The sequence below is a fragment of the Phycicoccus ginsengisoli genome (assembly GCF_054779295.1).
Genome location: NZ_BAAGYN010000002.1, coordinates 368387 through 390574 on the forward strand (window position 1 = coordinate 368387; position 22188 = coordinate 390574).

Below are 22188 nucleotides of genomic sequence, written 5' to 3' on the forward strand. Positions count from 1 at the left end.
GGGGCCCGGCTGCTCAGCCGAGCGCGACGGTGAGCAGGATGACGCAGTCCTCGAGCGCCTCGGCGCCGTGGCGCTCGGGCGGGATGGCGACCACCTCGCCGGCCCGCACGGTCCACGACGCGCCGCCGACGGCATACAGGCGCGCGCTGCCGGTGACGACGTGGAAGGTCGCGGCCGGTGGGGAGGTGTGCTCGCCGAGCTCGGCGCCCGCGGTCAGCGCCATCAGCACGGCACGCTGCGCCGGCCCACCCACGACGAGCCGCGACGCGTGGCCGTTGGGCTGGGTCTGCGCCTGCTGGAGCAGCTCGGTGCCGGCCCGCTCCAGGTGCAGGGGCTCGTGGTCGGCCGGGTGCGGTGTGCTCGTCATGGCCGCGTCGCCTTCTCCCAGCCGCGGGCCGGGGCCCGGGTGCCCTCGCGCGGCTCGTCCCGGCTCCGGTACACGATGTACGGCCGGGTGAGGTAGCCGACCGGGGCGCTGAAGACGTGCACGAGGCGGGTGAACGGCCAGAGCCCGAAGAGCACGAACGCGACGAGCGCGTGCAGCTGGAACCCGAGGGGCGCGTCGGCGATGAGGGAGGCGTCCGGCTGGAAGAGGAAGATGCTGCGCCAGTAGGGCGAGACGCCCTCGCGGTAGTCGTAGTGCCCGAAGATGCTGCTGGCCACGGTGTTCCACATCCCGAGGACGATCACCCCACCGAGGAAGACGTACATGAGCTTGTCCATCTTCGTCGTGGCCATGAAGACCGGGCCCACCGTCCGGCGGCGGTAGACGAGGATGACCAGCCCGGCCAGCGTGGCCAACCCCGCGAGACCCCCGAGGCTGATGGCGAGGAAGTGGTAGAGCCCCTCGTGCACCCCGACGGCCTCGGTCCAGCTCTTGGGGACCACGAGGCCGATGACGTGGCCGCCGACGACGCCGAGGAGGCCGAAGTGGAACAGCGGGCTGCCCCAGCGCAGCAGCCGGTTCTCGTACAGCTGGCTGCTGCGGGTGGTCCAGCCGAACTTGTCGTACGTCCACCGCCAGTAGTGCCCCACGACGAAGACCGCCAGGCAGACGTACGGGACGATGACCCACAGCACGATGTCCATCAGGGCGCTCCTACCGGGATGGTCGGGCCGAGCTGGGTGGGCTCGGTGGGGCGGGGGTTGAGGCGGGGGTCGAGCGCGTACGGCTGGGTGTCGAGCCCGACGTCCTCCGACGGCGGCCCGGCGGCGATCAGCGCGGCCAGCTGCTCCTCGTCGTCGCCGCGCAGCACGGGCAGCGTGCCCACCAGCGCCTTGACCACGTCGTGCCACGCGGACCCCTTGTCCGCCAACGCGATCCGCAGGACCTCGATCCCGGCGCGGTGGTCGTCGAGCAGCCGCCAGGCGACGTCGACATCGGTGCTGGCCCCGAACTCGAGCACCACGCACAGGTGGTCGGGCAGCTCGTCGGTGTCGAGCTCGAGGCCCCCGCGCCGGTACGCCTGCTTGAACTGCACCAGGGCCAGGCCGCGCTTGCGCGTGTCGCCGTGGGCGAAGTACGTGAGGTACAGGCAGCACCGGCGGGTCACGTCGAAGGTCTCGACGTACTCCCGCTGCAGCTCACCGAGCGGCCTGCCGGAGAGGTGGTCGAGGAACCGCTGGAGCGGGAGGGCCACGGGGTCGGGCAGGCCGGAGACCGCGGCCTGGAGCAGCGGGCGGCGGGCCAGCAGCTCCTCGGTCGGGTAGTCGAGCAGCAGGGAGACCACCTGCCACGCGGTGGCCAGGGTCCGGTCGTCGAGGCGCCCCGCCGCCCCGCGCGCCCGGCGCAGCCGGCCGGGCATCACTGGTCGTCCTCCGGCGGCTTCTTCGGGAACAGCCCGCGCGGCGAGCCCTTGCCGTCCCAGTTGAGCAGGTTGACCCGACCGCGCATCCGGCCGCGTGACTCCGGGGCGTCCTCGCCGCTGAGGTCGTCGGCCGTCTGCCGCTGGCGCAGCATCTGGAAGTTCTCGACCGCGACCGGCGTGAGCTCGCCCGACCCCTCGCCGAACGGGCCGGACTCGCCCATCATCCCGGGGCCGCCCTCGTAGTCCAGGGAGCACTCGGTGGCCAGCTCCTCGAGCGCGTGCGCCTGCTCGGCGTGCGCGGTCGGGATGACGTAGCGCTCGTCGTACTTGGCCAGCGCCAGCAGCCGGAACATGTCGTACATCGTCTCGCCGTCCATGCCGACGGCCTCGGGGATCGACTCGTCGGGGTCGCGCCCGAGGTTGATGTCCCGCATGTACGACCGCATCGCCGCGAGCCTGCGCAGCACCGTGTCGACCGGCGCGGTGTCACCGGCCGTGAAGAGGTTGGCGAGGTACTCCACCGGGATCCGCAGCGTGTCGATGGCCGCGAACAGGTTGCCGCGGTCCTCGGCGTCGTGGCCGGTGTCGCGCACGACGTCCACGACGGGCGACAGCGGCGGGATGTACCAGACCATCGGCATCGTGCGGTACTCCGGGTGCAGCGGCAGCGCCACCTCGTAGCGCGAGATGAGGGCGTACACCGGGGACCGCTGCGCGGCCTGCACCCAGTCATGGGGTATGCCGGCCAGCTCGGCCTCGCGCTGCACCTGCGGGTCGTGGGGGTCGAGGAACACGGCCCGCTGCGCGGCATACAGGTCCTGGTCGTCCTCGACCGACGCGGCCTCGAGCACCTTGTCCGCGTCGTAGAGGACGAGCCCGATGTAGCGCAGCCGGCCGACGCAGGTCTCCGAGCACACGGTCGGGATGCCGACCTCGATGCGCGGGTAGCAGAAGGTGCACTTCTCGGCCTTGCCGGTGCGGTGGTTGAAGTAGACCTTCTTGTAGGGGCACCCGGACACGCACATCCGCCAGCCGCGGCACCGGTCCTGGTCGACGAGGACGATGCCGTCCTCGGCACGCTTGTAGATCGCCCCGCTCGGGCACGACGCGGCGCACGACGGGTTGAGGCAGTGCTCGCAGATCCGCGGCAGGTAGAACATGAAGGTCTGCTCGAACTCGAGCTTCACCTTGTCGCTGATGCCCTTGAGCATGACGTCGCGGGCGGCGTTCTCGCCGCTGCCCCCGAGGTTGTCGTCCCAGTTCGCCGACCAGGAGACGTTGACCGGCTTGCCGGTGATGAGGGAGATGGGCCGGGCGACCGGGAAGTGCTTCTGCGCCGGTGCGCTGAGCAGCGTCTCGTAGTCGTAGGTCCACGGCTCGTAGTAGTCCTCGATCGAGGGCAGCTTGGGGTTGGAGAAGATGCTCGCGAGCTTCTTCCACCGGCTGCCGGACCGCAGCGTCAGCCGGCCACTCTTCGTCAGCGCCCAGCCGCCCTGCCACCGCTCCTGGTCCTCGTAGGTGCGCGGGTAGCCCAGGCCCGGTCGCGTCTCGACGTTGTTGAACCAGACGTACTCCGTGCCGGCGCGGTTGGTCCACGCCTGCTTGCACGTCACCGAGCAGGTGTGGCACCCGATGCACTTGTCGAGGTTCATCACCATGGCCATCTGTGCCATGACCCTCATCGGCTCTCACTCCTCGTCCGGGCGGCGTGGTGCTCGATCGGTGCTCCGTCGGCGGCCATCAGTACTCGACCTCCTGGGAGCGACGGCGGATGACCGTCACCTCGTCGCGCTGGTTCCCGGTCGGGCCGAGGTAGTTGAACGCGAAGGACAGCTGGGCGTAGCCGCCGATGAGGTGGCTCGGCTTGACCAGGATCCGGGTCAGCGAGTTGTGGATCCCGCCGCGCCGCCCGGTCTTCTCCGTCAGCGGGACGTCGATGAGGCGGTCCTGCGCGTGGTGCATGTAGACCGTGCCCTCGGGCATCCGGTGGCTCACGATCGCCCGGGCGTTGACGACGCCGTTGCGGTTCACCGCCTCGACCCAGTCGTTGTCGCGGATGCCGACCTTGGCGGCGTCCTGGTCGGAGATCCAGATCGCCTGGCCGCCCCGGGAGAGCGAGAGCATGAACAGGTTGTCCTGGTACTCGCTGTGGATCGACCACTTGTTGTGCGGCGTGAGGTAGCGGACGGTGACGCCGAGCTCGCTCGTGCTGCCGATCTCCGGCTCGCCGAACACCTGCGTCATGTCCAGCGGCGGCTTGTAGACCGGCAGCCCCTCGCCGAGCTCCTGCATCCAGTCGTGGTCGAGGTAGAAGTGCTGGCGGCCGGTGAGCGTGTGCCAGGGCTTGAGCCGTTCGACGTTGATGGTGAAGGGGGAGTAGCGCCGTCCCCCGGTCTCCGACCCGGACCACTCGGGGCTCGTGATGACCGGCACGGGGGCGGCCTGGGTGTCGGCGAAGGTGATCTGCTTGCCCTCGTGCTCGGCGGCGAGGTCGTGCAGCAGCCGGCCGGTCCGCTTCTCCAGGGTCTTGAAGCCTTGCGTGGCGAGGTGCCCGTTGGTCGTGCCGGACAGCGCCATGATCGTCTCGGCGACGTGCCGCGCGTCCTTGAGCGAGGGCCGGCCGTCACCGGCGCCACCTCGGATCGCACCGTTCTTGTGCCGGAGGTACTCGACCTCGCGCTTGACGTCGTAGGCGACGCCCTTCTGCACGGTGCCGAGGCGCTCCATGAGCGGCCCGAGCGAGACCATCTGGTCGTGGACGGCGCCGTAGTCGCGCTCGACGACGACGAGCTTGGGCATCGTCACCCCCGGCACCGGGTCGCACTCGCCCGCTCGCCAGTCGCGCACCCGGCCGTGGGGCGTGGCCATCGCGTCGGGGGTGTCGTGCAGCAGCGGCGCGGCCACCAGGTCCCTGCGCACGCCGAGGTGCTTGGCGCCCAGCGGCTGGAACGCCTCGGCGATGGCCAGGAAGATGTCCCAGTCCGTCCTCGTCTGCCACGGCGGGCTGATCGCCGGGTTGAACGAGTGGATGAACGGGTGCATGTCCGTCGTGTTGATGTCGTGCTTCTCGTACCACGTGGCCGCCGGCAGGACGACGTCGCTGAAGATCGTCGAGCTCGTCATCCGGAAGTCGAGCGTGCAGAGCAGGTCGAGCTTGCCCTCGGGCAGGTCGTCGCGGTCGGGCCGGGCCGAGACCGAGCTGTCGGTGCCGAGCAGGTGGCGCAGGAAGTACTCGTTGCCCTTGGCCGAGGACCCGAGCAGGTTGGCGCGCCACATCATGAGCACCCGTGGCCAGTTCTCCGGGGCGTCCGGGTCCTCGCAGGCGAAGCGCAGGCTCCCGTCGGTGAGGCCCTCGACCACGTGGTCGGCGGGCGCCTTCCCGGCGGCCTCCGCGTCGTCGACGAGGTCGAGGGGGTTGCGGTCGAAGGTGGGGTACGACGGCATCCAGCCCAGCCGGGCCGAGAGTGCGAGCAGCTCGTGCGTGCTCCTGCCGTCGAGCGTGCCGGTGCCCGTGGCCCCGGCCAGCGAGCCGGCGTCGTAGTGGTCGTAGTGGTACTGGTCGGTGTGCAGGTACCAGTAGGCGGTCTGGATCATCTGGCGAGGCGGCCGCACCCAGTCGAGCGCGAACGCCATCTGCGCCCACCCGGTGATCGGCCTGGCCTTCTCCTGCCCCACGTAGTGCGCCCAGCCACCGCCGTTGCGGCCCTGGCAGCCGGTGATCGTCGTGAGGAGCAGCATGCAGCGGTAGGTCTCGTCGGAGTGGAACCAGTGGTTGGTCCCCGCCCCGACGATGATCATCGAGCGGCCGCCGGTGTCGGCGGCGTTCTGGGCGAACTCGCGGGCGATCCGGGCGACCGCCTGCGCCGGGACGCCCGTGACCGCCTCCTGCCAGGCCGGCGTGTAGTGCCCCTCCGGGTCGTCGTACCCCGACGGCCACGTCCCGGGCAGCCCGTCGCGCCCCACGCCGTACTGCGCCAGCAGCAGGTCGAAGACCGTGGTCACGAGCCGGCCCCCGACGCGCCGGACGGGGACGCCGCGGCGCACCACCTCCGAGCCGCCCCGGGGGAGGTCGAAGCGGGGCAGGTCGACCAGGGCGGTGCCCTCCGCGGCCTCGTGCAGGCTCAGCGCAGGCACGACGTCGCCGAGGTCGAGGTTCCATCGGCCCTCGCCCTGCTCGCCGAACCGGTCGCCGAGCGTGCCGTTGGGCACGACCGGCTGCCCCGTCAGCGAGTCCACGACGACGGTGCGGAACGCCGCGTTCTCCGCCGCCGCCTGCGCGCCGCCGAGGTCGGCCGCGGTGAGGAACTTCCCCGGCCGGTATGCCGGGCCGTCGCCGCCGGTGTCGTCAGCCCCGGTGCCGTCCGCGCCGCCGGCCGACCGGCCGGCATACTCCTCGAGGCACACGAGGAACGGCAGGTCGGTGTACTTGCGGGTGTAGTCCTCGAAGTACTCCACCTTGCGGTCGACGAAGAACTCCTTGAGGACGACGTGCCCCATCGCCATGGCGAGCGCGCCGTCGGTGCCGGGGGCGGCCGGGAGCCACTCGTCGGCGAACTTGACGTTGTCGGCGTAGTCGGGCGAGACGACGACGACCTTCTGGCCGCGGTACCGCGCCTCGGCCATCCAGTGGGCGTCGGGGGTGCGGGTCACCGGGACGTTCGAGCCCCACATGACGAGGTAGCCGGCGTCCCACCAGTCGCCGGACTCGGGGACGTCGGTCTGGTCGCCCCAGATCTGGGGCGACGCGACGGGCAGGTCGGCGTACCAGTCGTAGAAGGACAGCATCGAGCCGCCGATGAGCGACACGAACCGCGCCCCGGAGGCGTGCGACACCATCGACATCGCGGGGATCGGCGAGAAGCCGGCGACGCGGTCGGGGCCCCACTGCTTGATGGTGTGCACGTTCGCGGCCGCGACGATCTCCGCCGCCTCACCCCAGGAGGCCCGGACCAGGCCGCCCTTGCCGCGGGCGGCCTTGTAGCGCCTGGCCTTCTCGGGGTCCCCGACGATGTCGGCCCACGCGAGGACCGGGTCGCCGAGGCGGGCCTTGGCCTCGCGGTACATCTCCAGGAGGACGCCGCGGACGTAGGGGTAGCGGACCCGGGTGGGGGAGTAGGTGTACCAGGAGAAGGCCGCTCCGCGGGGGCAGCCGCGGGGCTCGTACTCGGGGCGGTCGGGCCCGGTCGAGGGGTAGTCGGTCTGCTGCGCCTCCCAGGTGATGATGCCGTCCTTGACGTACACCTTCCACGAGCACGAGCCGGTGCAGTTGACCCCGTGGGTGGACCGGACGACCTTGTCGTGGCTCCAGCGGTCCCGGTAGAAGGAGTCCCCGGCCCGGCCGCCCTTGGCGTGGATCGAGCGGCGGTCGGCCGACACCTCCGACCGCGTGAAGAACCTCCGGGTGCCCACGAGCGCCTCGGCGAGGGGGCCGTCGAGCCCGGCGGGGGTCGGGTCGTTCGTGGTGGTCACGGGCGGGCCTCCTGCTGGGCTCGTCAGGCGTGCTGGTGGACGGGAGGGTGGCTGTGGTCCTGGTCGTGCTCGTGCTCGGGGTCGTCGTGGTGGTGGCCCGGGTCCTCGGGGTGGTCCGGTGCGGGGAGGGCGCTGCCCGCGGCGACCCGCGCCGCGTCGACGGACGCCCAGGCGTCCTGGTCGAGGATCGACAGCGAGGCGGGGAAGAGGCCGTCCTGCTCCTTGAGGATGTGGTCCCTCAGCCGTTCCATGGCGGCGAGCAGCTGCGCCGGCCAGCCCGGGTCCCGGGGCGTCCCGTCCGCCGCCTGCACGAGGACCGCCTCGATCTCCCGGTGCTCGCGCTCGAGGACGGCCACGTGGTCGGGGAACTCGTGCGCGAGGTGGGGGAACAGGCCGTGCTCCTCGACGGCCGTGTGCGGCGCCAGCACCCGGCTGATCCGCCGCGCGGCCTCGGCGGCCCCCGCGACGTCGTCGTCCCGGACGCACCCGCGGACCCGGGAGATCTCGGCCACGACGGCGTCGTGCTCCCGGGTGAGCTCGGCGATGGCGGCGATGTCCTGGCAGCCGCAGTACTCACACACCGGCGGTCCGCACCCCCTGCGTCCTGGCGGTGCCGCGCACCACGGTGAGGGTGAGCAGCAGGCAGCCCGCCGCCACGAGGGCCAGGAGGAGCAGGCCCCAGCCGTAGGAGCCGGTGCGGCTGTAGACGCTGCTCATGACCAGCGGGGGCACGAAGCCGCCCAGGCCTCCGGCCGCGCCGACCAGGCCGGTCACTGACCCCACCTGCGCTGCCGGTGCCGATCTCGCGACGAGGGCGAAGGTGGCACCGCTGCCGGCGCCGAGCGCCGCCGCCATGACCAGGAACGCCGTGGTCCCCAGGGGGAGGAGCTCCGGGGTGGCGGCCTGGACGGCGGCACCCGCGACGACGACGCCGAACACGCCGGCCAGCACCGGGACGGGGCCGACCCGGTCGGCCAGCCAGCCCCCGACCGGTCGCATCACCACGGCGACCAGGACGAAGCCGGCCATCCGGTTGGCCGCGTCCGCCTGCTCGAGCCCGTAGGCGGTCTTGAGGTAGGCGGGCAGGTAGACCGAGAAGGCGACGTAGCCACCGAAGGCGACGGCGTAGAGGATGCAGGCCTGCCAGGCGATGGGCAGCCGGGCGGCGGCCGCCAGGCGGGTGGTGACGCTGGTCGTGGGCACCACGCGACCGGGGGCGTCGCGCAGCAGGAGCCAGGCCACCACGGCATACACGGCCAGCACCGCGGCGGTGATGAGGAACGGGGCGCTCTCGCCGACTCCCTTGACCAGCTTGACCGTGGTGAGCGCGCTGATCGCGGTGCCGCCCATGCCCGCACCGAAAGCGCCGATCGCGAAACCCCTGCGCTCGGGCGGGAACCACGCGTTGACGAACGGCACGCCGATCGCGAACGCCGTGCCGCCGATGCCGAGGAAGAAGCCGCCCACGAGCAGGCCGGCGTACGAGTGCTGCCCGACCAGGCCCAGGTAGAGGATCGGCACGATGGTGGCCAGGGACACGAGGGGGAACATGACCCGCCCCCCGTGCCGGTCCGTCAGCGCGCCGACGGGGATCCGGCCGACCGAGCCGACGATGACCGGCACGGCGACGAGGAGAGCCTGCTGACCCGAGCTGAGGGCGAGCACCTCCTTGAACCGCGGCCCGAGCGGGCTGAGGAGCGCCCAGGCCCAGAAGTTCACCGCGAAGCCGACGGTGGCGAGCGCAAGCATCCGAGGCCCGAGGTTCGGGTTCGGCGTCACGGCGGTGTGCACCTCCTGAGTCCTGCCGTCGAGTGCGGGGCTGCCGGGAAGATCTCTCATCGCTGTCCTACCAGAGTCGGGGGGCTTCCGCGAGGAGACATGCGGAGGGGCGCTGCCGCGCCCACCGGAAGGGTGCCGGGTCTGGTCGCGGTCGAACAGGGACCTTGGGCCCGACATCCGCACGCCTGCTCGCGAAAGGCTGGGGGTGCCGGAAGTCGGTGACAGCCCGCTGGACGCGGCCGGCAGTGAGGGAGGTGCGCCGTGGCGACGCAGTGGCCCGTGGGCGCGGCGGGGCCGGCCCGGGGATCCCGGTCCGGACAGGGCGCGGGGAGCTGGGGTGAGGACCTGCGCGAGACGCACTCGGCCGTCGTGGTGCTCCTGGGCGACCGGGCGTACAAGGTCAAGAAGCCGGTCGACCTCGGGTTCCTCGACTTCACGACGCTCGCGTCGCGGGCCGCCGCGGTGCACCGGGAGCTGCTCCTCAACCGTCGCACGGCCCCCGACGTCTACCTCGGCACCCTCGAGGTCCGAGACCCCGACGGCACCGTGTGCGACCACCTCCTGGTGATGCGGCGCATGCCGGAGGACCGGCGGCTGGCCACCCTGGTGCGCGCCGGGATCGACGTCAGGGGGCCGCTGCGGCAGCTGGCCAGGGACCTCGCGGCCTTCCACGCCACCGCCCGGACGGGGGCCGCCATCGCGGCGTGCGGCTCGGCGGCGGCCCTGCGGCGGCGGTGGCAGGACAACGTCCGCGGGCTGCGCGAGCACCCCGTCGCGACGGTGCCTGCGGACCTGCTCGACCGGGTCGAGGAGCTGGCGCTGGAGCTCGTCGCCGGTCGGGAACCGCTGCTGCGGAGCCGGATGGAGGCCGGCCTGGTGCGTGACGGGCACGGCGACCTGCTGGCCGACGACGTCTTCTGCCTCGACGACGGGCCACGCGCGCTGGACTGCCTCGACTTCGCCGACGAGCTGCGGTGGATGGACGTCCTGGACGACGTGGCCTGCCTGGCCGCCGACCTCGAGCGGCTGGGTGACCCCGGCGCGGCCGATCAGCTCCTGCACGACTACGAGGAGTTCTCGGGCACGCGCCAGCCGCCGGCCCTGCGGCACCACTACACGGCATACCGAGCGGTGATGCGCGCCAAGGTCGCGGCGATCCGCGCCGCCGCGCACGGGCAGCCCACCGGGCCGGACGCCGAGGAGGCGCGACAGCTGTGCGACCTCGGCCTGCGCCACCTCGAGGCCGGGCGCGTGCGGCTCGTCCTCGTCGGGGGCGGGCCGGGCTCGGGGAAGTCGACCCTGTCGTCGGGGCTGGCCGACCGGCTCGGCGGCGTGCTGCTGGCGACCGACCCCGAGCGCAAGGCGCTCATGGGGCTGGAGACCACGGCGCACGTCCCGGCGGCGTTCGAGGAGGGCATCTACACGCGCGAGGCGACCACCCGGACGTACGCCTCGCTGGTGGACCGCGCCGGCGTGCTGCTCGGGCTCGGGGAGACCGTGGTCGTCGACGCCTCCTTCTCCGCTGCGGCCCACCGCGAGCTGTTCCGCCGGGTGGGCGCCGCCACCTCGACGCCCGTCGTCGAGCTCGTGTGCACGGCGCCGCGTGAGGTCGTCGAGGCGCGGCTGCGCCGGCGCGCGGACGTGCCGGACCTGCACAGCGACGCCGACCTCGCGATCGGGCGCCTCGTCGCCGCCCGGGCCGACCCGTGGCCCGAGGCGCTGGTCGTGCCGACAGGGGAGACCTCCAAGGCCGAGACCCTGGAGCGCGCGATGCAGGACCTGCTCCCCTGACCCCGGCCCCCGGCCCCCCGGCCCCCCGCCGAATCTTCGCCCAACATTCGCTGTGCGGGTGAAGGTTCACCAGCGATGCGAATGTTGGGCGAAGATTCGGGCGCAAGGATCGGTCAGCGGCTGTCGCTGGCCGTGACGCCCTGCTGGAGGACGGCCGCGCGTCCCACCTCCAGCCGGGCGACGGGGACCCGGGGCGGCGAGCAGGACACGTAGTCGACGCCACAGGACGCGAGGAAGGCGATCGAGGCCGGGTCGCCGGCGTGCTCGCCGCAGACACCCAGCTCGAGGCCCGGGCGCGCTGCCCTGCCCCGCTGCGCGGCGGTGCGGACCAGCTCGCCGACGCCAAGCTCGTCGAGGTGGACGAACGGGTCCTCGGGCAGCAGGCCGCTCGTCGCGTAGCTGGTCAGGAAGCTCGCCTGCGCGTCGTCGCGCGACATCCCCCAGGTCGTCTGGGTGAGGTCGTTGGTGCCGAGGGAGAAGAACTCCGCCAGGCCGGCGAGGTCGCCCGCAGTCAGGGCGGCACGGGGGAGCTCGATCATGACGCCCACCCGTGGGGCCGGCCGCGACGAGCCGAGGTCGTGCGCCGTCCGCTCGGCCACCTCGAGGATGTGCTCGCGCGCCGCCGCCAGCTCGGCGACGTCGCTCACGAGCGGAACCATCACCTCGGGCCTGGGGTCGAGGCCCTCGTCGGCGAGCCGGACGGCCGCCGTCACGAGGGCGCGGACGTGGGCGTCGACCAGCTCCGGGTGGACCGTGAGCAGCCGGACGCCGCGCAGGCCGAGCATGGGGTTCGCCTCGCTCCAGCGGCGGGTCGCCTCCAGCCTGGTGCGCAGGGCCTCGGGGACGGGCCGGCCGGCGGCCTCCGACCGGGCGACCTCGACGGCCAGGTCCTCCGGGTCCGGGAGGAACTCGTGCAGCGGCGGGTCGAGCAGGCGCACCACGACGGGCAGGCCGTCCATGGCACGCAGGAGGTCGGTGAAGTCGGCGAGCGCCACGGCCTCGATCTCGGCGAGGGCCTCCTCGACCTGGGTGCCGAGCACCACTCGCTCGACGAGGGCGCGCCGTTCCCCGAGGAGCATGTGCTCGGTGCGGCACAGGCCGATCCCGGTCGCACCGGCGGACCGGGCCTGGGCCGCCTCCGGTGCCGTCTCGGCGTTGACGCGTACGGCCACCCCGCCTCGGCGGTCCGCCTGCGCGAGCAGGCGACGCACGGCCTCGAGCACCCGCCCGTCGTGGGAGGTGGTGGCCGGGCCAACCTCCTCGGCCTGACCGGACGCCAGCCCGCCCGCCACCGGGCTGGGGCGCACGGCCAGCGCGCCGGCATACACCGCCCCGGCCGTGCCGTCGACGGAGACGAGGTCGCCCTCCCGGACCACGTGGCCGTCGGAGGTCCGGCCCTCGCGTGCCGCCTCGTCGACGACCAGCCCGGAGACGCCGGTGACGCAGGTGCGCCCGAAGCCGCGCGCGACGACGGCCGCGTGCGAGGCCAGGCCACCCCGGGCGGTGACGATCGCGACGGCGGCCAGGATGCCGGGCAGGTCCTCCGCGCTGGTCTCGGTGCGGAAGAGCACGACGTCCTCGCCGGCGGCGCGGCGCGCGACGGCGGTGGCGGAGTCGAAGACGGCCGCGCCCGCGCCCGCACCCGGGCTCGCCGGGAGGCCGGAGACCAGCGGCGCGGTGCCCTCGGGCACGTCGAAACGGGCGTGCAGCAGCGACTCGAGCTGGTGGCCGTCGACCCGGACCAGCGCCTCGTCCTCGGTGATCAGGCCCTCCTCGGCCATGTCCGCCGCCATGACGAACGCGGCAGCTGGGCTGCGCTTGCCGACGCGCGTCTGCAGCATCCAGAGCCGGCTGTCCTCGACGGTGAACTCGACGTCGCACAGGTCGCGGTAGTGCTTCTCCAGCGTCGACAGGTGCGACAGCAGCTCGCGGTGCGCGGTCGGCTCGAGGTCGGCGAGCCGGGCCAGGGGTACCGTCGCCCGGCTGCCGTTGACGACGTCCTCGCCTTGGGCGTCGGAGAGGTAGTCGCCGTAGGGCGCGGGGTCGCCGGTGGCGGGATTGCGGCTGAAGCAGACGCCGGAGCCGGAGTGCGGGCCGGTGTTGCCGTAGACCATCTGCATCACCGTGACCGCCGTCCCCAGGTCGTCGGGGATGCCCTCATGGCTGCGGTAGAGGCGCGCGCGGGGGCTGTTCCACGAGCTGAAGACCGCGTCGATCGAGCTCGTCAGCTGCAGCCACGGGTCCTGCGGGAGGTCCTGACCCGTGTGCGCCACTAGCGCCCGGCGGTGGCGGCGGACCAGCGCTCGCAGGCCGCTCGCGTCGAGCTCGGCCGCGGACGAGACCCCGTGGGCCGCGAGAACCTCCGCGCGCGTCTCGTCGAACGCACCCGCCGGCGCCCCCAGCACCGTGCGGCCGTACATCTCCACGAGGCGCCGGTAGCAGTCCCAGACGAAGCGCGGGTCCTGGCGCTGGGCCAGCCGCTCCGCGAGCGCGTCGGTGAGTCCGACGTCGAGGACCGTCTCCATCATGCCCGGCATCGAGAAGCGGGCGCCGGAGCGCACCGAGACCAGCAGTGCCTGGTCGCCCTCGCCGAAGACACGGCCGGTCGAGCGCTCCAGGGCCACGACCGCGGCCCGCACCAGCCCGTCCAGCTCCTCCGGACTGCGACCGTCGCGCAGGTAGGCCCGGCACGCCTCGGTGGTGATGGTGAAGCCGTGCGGGACGGGCAGTCCCAGCCTGGTCATCTCGGCCAGGTTGGCGCCCTTGCCGCCGAGCAGGTCGGCCATGCCGCGTTCGCCGTGGGTGAAGGGGACGAGCAGGGGTGTGGTCATGCCGCGATCGTCCCGGCGTCCATCTCGTCCCGACAGGGACCTTGGGCCCTGACGCCCGCGGCCGCCCGCGAGCAGCCTTGGCGCTGAAGGCATTCCTACGAACGACAGCGGTGGGACATGACAGGCATGCAGCAGCCGGCGGTGGTCGTCGGGACCGACGGGTCGTGGGAGTCCCACGCCGCCGTCCGCGCGGCGACCCGGCTCGCGGCCCTGCACGGCGAGCCGCTCGTCGTCCTGGCCGTGTCGCTGCCGGTGGACGCCCGGTTGCTCGACCACCGGTCGGCGCAGGACGCCGCCCGCAGCCGCGGTGTCGCCACCGCGACCCGGGCCGTGGAGCTGGCCCACGAGACCGACGCCATGGTGCCCGTCGAGGTGGTCGTCCTGACCGACCTCGAGGACCCGGTGCTGCGCTCGGTGGGGGCCAGGGCGTCCCGACTCGTGGTGGGCGGTCACGGCGCTGGCGGACAGTCGGCCTTCTCGCTGGGCACGGTCAGCGAGGCCCTGACCCGGCTGATCCCGCGACCGGTCCTCGTGACGGCCGGCAGCCGGTCGCCGCGGTCGTTGCGGGCCTCCGCCGGTGGCACCCCCGCGCCACGGGTGCTCGTGGGCTACCGGCCGTCGGTGGACCCGCCGCACCAGCTGACGCTGGCCGCCGAGGAGGCGGCCGTGCGTGGCGTGGTGCTGCGCGTGCTGACCAGCGTCCCGGGCCGGGGCGACGTCGCGGAGGTCCAGCACGCGGTCTGGGACGCGATCCGGACCGACTCCGCGTGCGCCGAGGTCGCCTGCGAGGTCGAGGTCGTCCGCGAGCCGCCTGAGGAGCTGCTGCACGGCGAGCCGCGCGAGTGCGACCTGCTCGTCGTGGGCACGCGCGGCGGCGGCACCCTGGCCGGGCTGGTGCGCGGTTCGGTGGCGCGCAGCGTCCTCGACGACCCACCTTGCGACGTCCTCGTGGTGCCGCCCTCCGTCGCGGCGGCCCCGCGGACCACACACGCCTCAGCCGGCTGACGGAACCTGGGCCTCAGCCGGCTGACGGGCGTGCGGCACGAGCGGGGGGCCCTGTGGCGTTGTGCCAGCCACCATTCGTACGTGGGTGGAACGGGGGCACCTCGTCTCCACTCGACAGGCCGGCCAGACCTCGGTACTCGACGCCACAGGGGTCAACAGTGCTGCCCTTGCCGCTGCCGGACGCGAGGTCGGATCGGCGTGGGTCAGCGGGTGAGGTCGAGCCCTCGTCGAGCCCTCAGAGGGCCGGCGGGGCGTCGACGGGCACTGATCGCCTGGTGCTGGCGTCGATGAGCCGGCGTGCAGCCAGCGGTGCCTGGAGCTCGACCGCAGTGAGGTCACTGCACGATGGGGACGCCGGGCCTTCGGTTGGCGTCGTGGTCGTGACGGTGATGACGACCTCGTTGACGGACTCCGACACGTGAACGTCGTAGGGTTCGTTGTGGCAGGCGTCGAGAGAGAGCTTCAGGGCCTTGGGGTTGGCGACCTGGACCGCTGCGTGGAGCACCTCGACGCTTCGGGGTGGTGAGGGCGCGCATCCTGAGAGCGCGGCTGAGCCAAGCACGAGGCCAGTCAACGTGTGCAGTGTCCGCGTCCTCACCATCGCCACCTTCGTGTGATGCCGCCCGGGGACGGAAGACTCCCACACTCAGGACGCGGCAGAAGTCAGGCGAGTGCGGCCGGTTCACCCGGCCGAGCCTCCGGCACTGTCGGGGGGACCGTGACACTGGCTGACTCGGGGAATCGCGCGCGTCGGATGTCAGCCCTGACCGCTGCTCGCCCGGGTGTTCTGGGGGCCGGCTGACGGCGCGTTCTCCCTGTCAGGGTGGACGACGGCCACGGGGCAGTGCGCCTTGCGCAGCACGGTGGCCGACACCGAGCCGAGCACGGCGGTCGCCACGGCACCGCGGCCGCGGGAGCCGACGACGAGCAGCCCTGCGCCGGTGCTGAGCCGCACCAGCTCCGCAGCGGCGTCCTGCTGGGCCACGTGCACGCGCACGTCGACCTCGGGGAACTCCTCGCGGAAGCCGGCCAGCGACTCCGACGCCACGACGCGCTCGTCGACCTCGCTGCGGATCGGGTCCTCGGGCCACCACTCCGCCGACGGGGTTCGGACGTCCGGCTGCCAGGCGTGCACCGCCGTGAGCCCCGTGCCGCGGCGGCGGGCCTCCTCGAAGGCGAAGCGCAGGGCCGGGGACGACACCTGGCTGCCGTCGACCCCCACGACGATGCGCTGGTCGGGGAGCGTCGTCGACGCAGCGTGCCGCACGACCACGACCGGCCCGTGGGCACGCTCGGTCACGGCCCGGGAGACCGAGCCGAGGAGCATCCCGCGCAGCGTCCCCAGCCCTCTGGCGCCCAGGGCGAGCACGGCGCAGCTGCGCGACTCCTCCAGGAGGGTGGTGGCGGGGTCCGCACCGGGCACCACGCGCACCCGCACGTCGAGGCCGGGGTGGGTGCTGCGCACCCGTGCGCCCACTGCCTCGCACCGGGAGTGCGGCAGGGTCAGCGGCGGGGTGTCGCCGTAGACGGGGTGGTGGTCGTCGGTGTCGGACACCACCACGGCGGGCAGGGGCGTCGGCGGCACGACGTGGACCAGCTCGAGCGGGCAGCCGCGCAGCGCGGCCTCCGTCGCGCCCCAGTCGACCGCGAGCTCGCTGGTGGCCGACAGGTCCAGCCCGACCACGACGGCAGCCGGGTCGTGCACGCCGCCGTTCACGACGTCACCTCGTGGACCGGGCAGCGCACGCGCCTGCGGCAGCTCGCGCCCACCACGCCCTCCTCGGCGTCTTTCCCGATGACGAGCAGCCGGGCCCCGGCGCACCGGGCAACCAACAGGTCCACCGGGTCCCCGGTGGTCGACTCGAAGGTGGCTCGCGCGTCCCGGCCCGAACGGCGCAAGGCGGCCATGGCGGCGGAGAACGTCGGCTGCTCGGCGTCGGACCGCTCGTCGGGGTCCAGCCGCTCCGGGAGGACGTGCACGAACCGGACCGGCGCGCCCAGCTGGTGGGCGAGGCGTACCCCCGCCTGCGCCACCCGCCGTGCGGACTCGTCGTTGGCCAGGGCGACCACGACCTCCGCACCGTGGGCAGCAGCGGGCGGGGCCCCGTGGGCCTGCGCCGTCGACGTCATGACAGCTCCCTTCGCCGTGGGAAGGAGGGCACGACGACCACGGGGCACGGGCTCTGGTGGAGCAGGCGGGTGCTCACCGAGCCGAGCAGCAGCCCGCGGAAGCCGCCTCGGCCGCGGCTGCCCACCACCAGGAGCTGCGCGTCCCGCGCCTCGTCGCGCAGGGTCGGGACGGCCTGCCCCCGGACGACCTCGGTGCGGAGCTGCACGTCCGGGTACTTCTCCTGCCAGCCGGCCAGCATCTCGGCCAGCTGCCGGTGCTGCGTGTCGGCGACCGCGCCGAAGTCGTCCTCCCACTCGCGGCCCGACATCATCGCGTCGGGGGCCTCCCACCACCACGAGTGCACGGCCACCAGGTCGACCCCACGGCGCGACGCCTCGGCGAAGGCGTACTCCACGGCGGGCTCGCTGTGCGGGTCCGCGTCCACGCCGACGACGACCGGACCGTCGTGCCTCAGGAGGACGTCGTGGGGGACGACGAGCACGGGGCACGCCGCGTGGGCCGCGACCTGGTGCGTCGTCGCGCCGAGCACGGCCGCGGGCACGGCGCCGAGGCGTCCGGCGCCGAGCACCACGAGGGCCGCCCCGTGGCTCGCGTCGACGAGTGCCTTCGCCGGGCTGGCGTAGACCGTCTCGGCGGTGACGGCGGTGCGGCAGCGGGTCTCGAGCCCGGCGCGCACCGACTCGGTGCGCGCCTCCTGCCGGCCGACCATCTCCGGGGTCCACGGGACGATGCCCACGCCGGTCGCGTTGACGACGTGCAGCGGGTGGCCGAGCGCGGTGGCGAGGTCGGCGGCGGTGTCGAGGACGGCCTGGATGGGGTCGTCGGCGTCGACGCCGACGACGACGGGGGTGCGCTGGTGCCTGGCCTGGGTGGTCATGGGGGCTCCCTTCCTGCCCCCAGCCTCCGGGACCGGGAGGTCGAGGGGGAGGGGCGAAGGTCCCTGGCACGTCCGCCGTTTCCGCCCGGTTCGGGACCGCCGCGGGCGGCCAGGCGGCGCCGGCAGCGGCGACGGTCCGGAAGCCGATGTTGCCGCTGGAGGAGTCGGCCGTGTTCGAGGTGCGGGCCGCGTTGCGGTAGCGGTTGCAGTAGGAGTCGTGGCACAGGTAGGACCCGCCGCGCATCACCCGGGCCATGCCGTATGCCGGGCCGGCCGGGTCGGTCTCCTCGCCCCGGCGCAGGGCCAGCTCGTAGGTCCGCGGGTTGAACCAGTCCGCGCACCACTCCCAGACGTTCCCGACGGTCTGCCACAGCCCGAACCGGTTGGGGCGGAACGACTTCGCCGGCGCGGTCGTGAGGTAGCCGTCGCGCAGGGTGTTGGTCAGGGGGAAGGCGCCCTGCCAGATGTTGCACGGCCAGCCGTCCTCGTCCTCGGCCGGCACCTCGTCGCCCCAGGGGTAGCGCCTGCTCTCGAGACCGCCGCGCGAGGCGTGCTCCCACTGTGCCTCGGTGGGGAGCCGGCGGCCGGCCCACGCGGCATACGCCTGCGCGTCGTTCCAGCTCACGTGCACCACCGGGTGGTCGTCCAGGCCGTCGAGGTCCGAGAGGGGGCCGCCGGGGTGACGCCAGTCCGCACCGCGCACCCCGAGCCACCAGGGGGCGCCGGTGGCGGGACCCGTGACGTCCTCGGTGCGAGCCCGCACGGCGAGGTGGAAGACCGCCGACAGGCCGAACGTCTCGGCCTCCGTGCGGTACCCCGTCGAGTCGACGAAGCGCGCGAAGTCGGCGTTCGTCACGGTCGTGGCGTCGATCTCGAACGCCGACAGCAGCACCGGGTGGACCGGGGTCTCGCCGTCGCCCGGCTTGCCGTCGCCCTGGGCGTCGCCCATGAGGAGGCGCCCGCCCGGCACGCGGACCTGCGGGACCTGGTGTGCCCCAAGGGCGCCCGGCACCGCCGCGGGAGCCGCCGAGGGGCGGTCGTGGCCCTCTCGGCGCGGTGCACAGCACGAGGGTTCGGTGCTCACGACCGAACCGTACCCGGCCGGGTCCCGGTCGCCGAGGCGCGGTGGCCCGATCCCGGTGGCCGGGTCCGGTCGTCCAGTCGAGGAGCCGCACGCGTGGCCCGGGCACCGCCGGGGACCGGCGCCAGTGCGTGACACCGGCCCGGCGACTCAGCGGGCGAGGAACCCGCCGTCGATCGGGTAGTAGGTACCCGTCGCGAAGGAGGCACCGTCGCTGGCGAGCCAGGCCACCAGCTCGGCGACCTCCTCGGGCTCGCCGATCCGCTGCAGCGCGTGCTGGGCGGCCAGGGCCTCGAGCGCGGCCTCGTCGAGGTGGGTCTCGACGAGCGGGGTCCGGATGAACCCGGGACCCACGGCGTTGACTCGGATGTGGTCGGCCGCGTGCTCCCACGCCGCGGCCTGGGTCAGGCCCACGACACCGTGCTTCGCGGCCGTGTACGCGCTGGCCGTCGGGAAGCCGACGGCCCCCAGGATCGAGGCCATGTTGATGATCGAGCCGCCGCGGCCCGAGGCCTTCATCGCCCGGATCGCGGCCCGCTGGGTGTAGAACACGCCATCGAGGTTGACCCGGATCACCTCGTGCCAGGCCTCGTCGGTGTAGTCGCCGCTGCTGAGGGCCGCTCCGCCGATCCCGGCGTTGCACACCGCGATGTCCACGTGGCCGAGGGTGTCGCGCACCTCGTCCATCGCCGCGTCCACCGCTGCAGCGTCCCCCACGTCGACGACGGCGCCGTGGCTGCGGTAGTCGTAGGCGTCGAGCTCCTTGAGCACCACGTCGACGGCGGCCCGGTCGCGGTCCCAGACCGAGACGTCGGCCCCCGACCGCGCGAGGACGTGGGCGCAGGCCCGGCCGATGCCCGACGCGCCCCCGGTGACGACGGCGACCCTGCCGCCCAGGCCATAGCTGTTCATGTCCGTTGCCCTTCCACGTCGAGGGCCTTCCTCGTCGAGGGCTCCAGCCTGCGCGCCCCGTCTCCGCCGCGGACAGGGACGGAGGTCCCGCCGGCCGGTGACGAGGTGGTGTGGTCAGGCGCCGACGTAGGCCGCGAGGTGCTTGCCGGTGAGGGTGCCGCCGGAGGCGACGAGCTCGGCCGGAGTCCCCTCGAAGACCACGCGGCCGCCGTCGTGCCCGGCTCCGGGGCCCAGGTCGATGATCCAGTCGGCGTGGGCCATGACGGCCTGGTGGTGCTCGATGACGATGACGGACCGCCCGGAGTCGACCAGCCGGTCCAGCAGGCCGAGCAACTGCTCGACGTCCGCGAGGTGCAGGCCGGTGGTCGGCTCGTCGAGGACGTAGACCTCGCCCTTCTCGCCCATCTGGGTGGCCAGCTTGAGGCGCTGGCGCTCGCCCCCGGACAAGGTGGTGAGGGGCTGGCCCAGCGTGAGGTAGCCCAGCCCGACGTCGGTGAGCCGGTCGAGCACCGCGTGGGCGGCCGGGGTGCGGGCGGCACCTTCGGCGAAGAAGGCCTCGGCCTCGGTGACCGACATGGCCAGCACCTCGGCGATGCTGCGGCCGCCGAGCGTGTACTCGAGCACGGCTGCCTGGAAGCGGCGGCCCTCGCACTCCTCGCACACCGACTCGACCGTCGCCATGACGCCGAGGTCGGTGAAGATGACGCCCGCTCCGTTGCAGGCCGGGCAGGCGCCCTCGGAGTTCGAGCTGAACAGGGCCGGCTTGACCCCGTTGGCCTTGGCGAACGCCTTGCGGACCGGCTCCAGCAGCCCGGTGTAGGTGGCCGGGTTGCTGCGCCGCGAGCCCTTGATGGCGCCCTGGTCGACCACGACCACGCCCTCCCGGCCGCCCACCGACCCCTGGACGAGCGAGCTCTTGCCCGAGCCGGCGACCCCCGTCAGGACGCAGAGGACCCCGAGCGGGATGTCGACCGACACGTCCTGCAGGTTGTGCGTCGAGGCCCCCCGGACCTCGAGCGCGCCGGTCGCCGTGCGGACGGACGCCTTGAGCGAGGCGCGGTCGTCGAGGTGCCGGCCGGTGACGGTGTCGGAGGCGCGCAGCCCCTCCACCGTGCCCTCGAAGCAGACGCTCCCGCCGGCGGTCCCCGCCCCCGGACCGAGGTCGACCGCGTGGTCGGCGATGGCGATGGTCTCCGGCTTGTGCTCGACGACCAGCACGGTGTTGCCCTTGTCGCGCAGCTGGAGCAGCAGCGTGTTCATCCGCTCGATGTCGTGCGGGTGCAGGCCGATCGTGGGCTCGTCGAAGACGTAGGTGACGTCCGTCAGGGAGGAGCCGAGGTGCCGGATCATCTTGGTGCGCTGCGCCTCACCGCCGGACAGGGTGCCGGCCGGGCGGTCGAGCGAGAGGTATCCGAGGCCGATCTCGGCGAAGGCGTCGAGCAGGTCCTGCAGCCCGGCGAGCAGCGGTGCGACCGTCGGCTCGTGCAGGTCGCGCAGCCAGTCTGCGAGGTCGGTGATCTGCATCGAGCACAGCTCGGCGATGTTCCTACCCCTGATCCGCGCGGAGCGCGCCTCCCGCGACAGCCTGGTGCCCTCGCAGTCGGGACAGGTCGTGAAGGTCACGGCACGCTCGACGAACCTGCGGACGTGCGGCTGCATGGCCTCGACGTCCTTCGACAGCATCGACTTCTGCACCTTGGTCAGGACGCCCTCGTAGGTCAGGTTGACGCCCTCGACCCGGATCTTCTCGGGCTGGCCGTACAGCAGCTTGTGCAGCTGCCTGTCGGTGTACTTCCCGATCGGCTTGTCCATCGGCAGCCCGGCCCCCGAGAAGACCCGCCCGTACCAGCCGTCCATGCTGTAGCCGGGCACCAGCAGGGCGCCCTCCGAGAGGGACTTGTCCGCGTCGTAGATCGCGGTGAGGTCGAAGTCGCTGACCGAGCCCATGCCCTCGCACCGCGGGCACATGCCGCCCTGGTAGACGACATCCCGGACGACGGTCTTCTCGCCGTGGCCCCTGTCGGTCCGCATCACCCCGCTGGCCGTCCGGGTCGGGACGTTGAACGCGAAGGCCGTGGGCGGGCCGATGTGCGGCTCCGCGAGGCGGGAGAAGAGGATCCGCAGCATGGCGTTGGCGTCGGTCGCCGTGCCGACGGTGGACCGCGGGTTGGCCCCCATCCGCTCCTGGTCCACGATGATCGCCGTCGTCAGCCCCTCGAGGCGGTCGACGTCGGGGCGGGACAGGGTGGGCATGAATCCCTGCACGAAGGCGCTGTAGGTCTCGTTGATGAGGCGCTGGGACTCGGCCGCGATCGTGCCGAAGACGAGGGAGCTCTTCCCCGACCCCGACACCCCCGTGAACACCGTCAGCCGCCGCTTGGGCAGCTCGACGTCGACGTCCTTGAGGTTGTTCTCCCGGGCTCCGTGCACCCGGATCAGGTCGTGGCGGTCGGCCGGGTCGGTGGGGCGGGCGACAGGGTCGCTGGTGCGGGCGGCCACGTCAG

The 22188-nt window shown here is 73.3% G+C and carries 16 protein-coding genes and 1 pseudogene; 2 read left to right on the forward strand and 15 right to left on the reverse strand.

Annotated elements, in window-relative coordinates; all coding sequences use genetic code 11:
* Window positions 1–13 precede the first annotated feature (13 nt).
* The 7 genes from ACYVDO_RS04380 to ACYVDO_RS04410 are packed head-to-tail and all read right to left on the reverse strand — an operon-like array spanning window position 14 to window position 9116.
* Window positions 14–367, reverse strand: a complete 354-nt coding sequence (locus ACYVDO_RS04380; protein WP_460933102.1) for a cupin domain-containing protein — start codon at window positions 365–367, stop codon at window positions 14–16.
* Window positions 364–1089: a respiratory nitrate reductase subunit gamma gene (gene narI / locus ACYVDO_RS04385; RefSeq protein ID WP_460933104.1), complete on the reverse strand. Its 726-nt coding sequence runs from the start codon at window positions 1087–1089 to the stop codon at window positions 364–366. The genes ACYVDO_RS04380 and narI overlap by 4 nt, the downstream gene beginning before the upstream one ends.
* Window positions 1089–1805, reverse strand: a complete 717-nt coding sequence (gene narJ / locus ACYVDO_RS04390) for a nitrate reductase molybdenum cofactor assembly chaperone (RefSeq protein ID WP_460933106.1) — start codon at window positions 1803–1805, stop codon at window positions 1089–1091. The genes narI and narJ overlap by 1 nt, the downstream gene beginning before the upstream one ends.
* A complete protein-coding gene (narH, locus tag ACYVDO_RS04395) occupies window positions 1805–3490 on the reverse strand; it encodes a nitrate reductase subunit beta (RefSeq protein WP_460933108.1) in 1686 nt (561 codons plus the stop codon). The genes narJ and narH overlap by 1 nt, the downstream gene beginning before the upstream one ends.
* Before the next feature lie 58 nt (window positions 3491–3548).
* The gene (locus ACYVDO_RS04400) at window positions 3549–7277 is read right to left on the reverse strand and encodes a nitrate reductase subunit alpha (protein ID WP_460933110.1); all 3729 of its coding nucleotides are present in this window, start codon (window positions 7275–7277) and stop codon (window positions 3549–3551) included.
* A gap of 23 nt (window positions 7278–7300) precedes the next feature.
* Complete coding sequence (locus tag ACYVDO_RS04405) at window positions 7301–7858, reverse strand: hemerythrin domain-containing protein (RefSeq protein ID WP_460933112.1); 558 nt, start codon at window positions 7856–7858, stop codon at window positions 7301–7303.
* Window positions 7851–9116 (reverse strand): MFS transporter, encoded by a 1266-nt coding sequence (locus ACYVDO_RS04410; protein ID WP_460933114.1) that lies wholly within the window; start codon window positions 9114–9116, stop codon window positions 7851–7853. The genes ACYVDO_RS04405 and ACYVDO_RS04410 overlap by 8 nt, the downstream gene beginning before the upstream one ends.
* A 201-nt stretch (window positions 9117–9317) precedes the next feature.
* Between ACYVDO_RS04410 and ACYVDO_RS04415 the strand changes: the two genes are divergently transcribed.
* A complete protein-coding gene (locus ACYVDO_RS04415; protein ID WP_460933116.1) occupies window positions 9318–10847 on the forward strand; it encodes a bifunctional aminoglycoside phosphotransferase/ATP-binding protein in 1530 nt (509 codons plus the stop codon).
* Window positions 10848–10960: 113 nt separating this feature from the next.
* Here ACYVDO_RS04415 and ppdK read toward each other — a convergent pair whose 3' ends face one another.
* Entirely contained in the window at window positions 10961–13678 is a 2718-nt protein-coding gene (ppdK, locus tag ACYVDO_RS04420) for a pyruvate, phosphate dikinase (protein WP_460933118.1), read from the reverse strand.
* A 117-nt stretch (window positions 13679–13795) separates the two neighbouring features.
* Here ppdK and ACYVDO_RS04425 point away from each other — a divergent pair, with 117 nt between their 5' ends.
* A complete protein-coding gene (locus tag ACYVDO_RS04425) occupies window positions 13796–14683 on the forward strand; it encodes a universal stress protein (protein ID WP_460933120.1) in 888 nt (295 codons plus the stop codon).
* A gap of 235 nt (window positions 14684–14918) precedes the next feature.
* Here ACYVDO_RS04425 and ACYVDO_RS04430 read toward each other — a convergent pair whose 3' ends face one another.
* From ACYVDO_RS04430 to ACYVDO_RS04460, 7 genes and pseudogenes are all read right to left on the reverse strand, one after another.
* Window positions 14919–15245 carry a hypothetical protein gene (locus tag ACYVDO_RS04430; RefSeq protein ID WP_460933122.1) on the reverse strand — a complete coding sequence of 109 codons (327 nt, stop codon included), beginning with the start codon at window positions 15243–15245 and terminating at the stop codon, window positions 14919–14921.
* 195 nt (window positions 15246–15440) lie between these two features.
* Complete coding sequence (locus ACYVDO_RS04435; protein WP_460933124.1) at window positions 15441–16400, reverse strand: universal stress protein; 960 nt, start codon at window positions 16398–16400, stop codon at window positions 15441–15443.
* Window positions 16397–16813 carry a universal stress protein gene (locus ACYVDO_RS04440; RefSeq protein WP_460933421.1) on the reverse strand — a complete coding sequence of 139 codons (417 nt, stop codon included), beginning with the start codon at window positions 16811–16813 and terminating at the stop codon, window positions 16397–16399. The genes ACYVDO_RS04435 and ACYVDO_RS04440 overlap by 4 nt, the downstream gene beginning before the upstream one ends.
* On the reverse strand, window positions 16810–17691 hold the full coding sequence (locus ACYVDO_RS04445; RefSeq protein ID WP_460933126.1) for a universal stress protein: 882 nt from the start codon (window positions 17689–17691) through the stop codon (window positions 16810–16812). The genes ACYVDO_RS04440 and ACYVDO_RS04445 overlap by 4 nt, the downstream gene beginning before the upstream one ends.
* Before the next feature lie 124 nt (window positions 17692–17815).
* Window positions 17816–18775: pseudogene (locus ACYVDO_RS04450) on the reverse strand (formylglycine-generating enzyme family protein); the annotation flags it as partial.
* A gap of 147 nt (window positions 18776–18922) precedes the next feature.
* Complete coding sequence (locus ACYVDO_RS04455; RefSeq protein WP_460933128.1) at window positions 18923–19684, reverse strand: SDR family NAD(P)-dependent oxidoreductase; 762 nt, start codon at window positions 19682–19684, stop codon at window positions 18923–18925.
* 114 nt (window positions 19685–19798) lie between these two features.
* Window positions 19799–22183, reverse strand: coding sequence for an ATP-binding cassette domain-containing protein (locus ACYVDO_RS04460; RefSeq protein ID WP_460933130.1), 2385 nt, complete (start codon window positions 22181–22183; stop codon window positions 19799–19801).
* Between the last annotated feature and the right edge of the window lie 5 nt (window positions 22184–22188).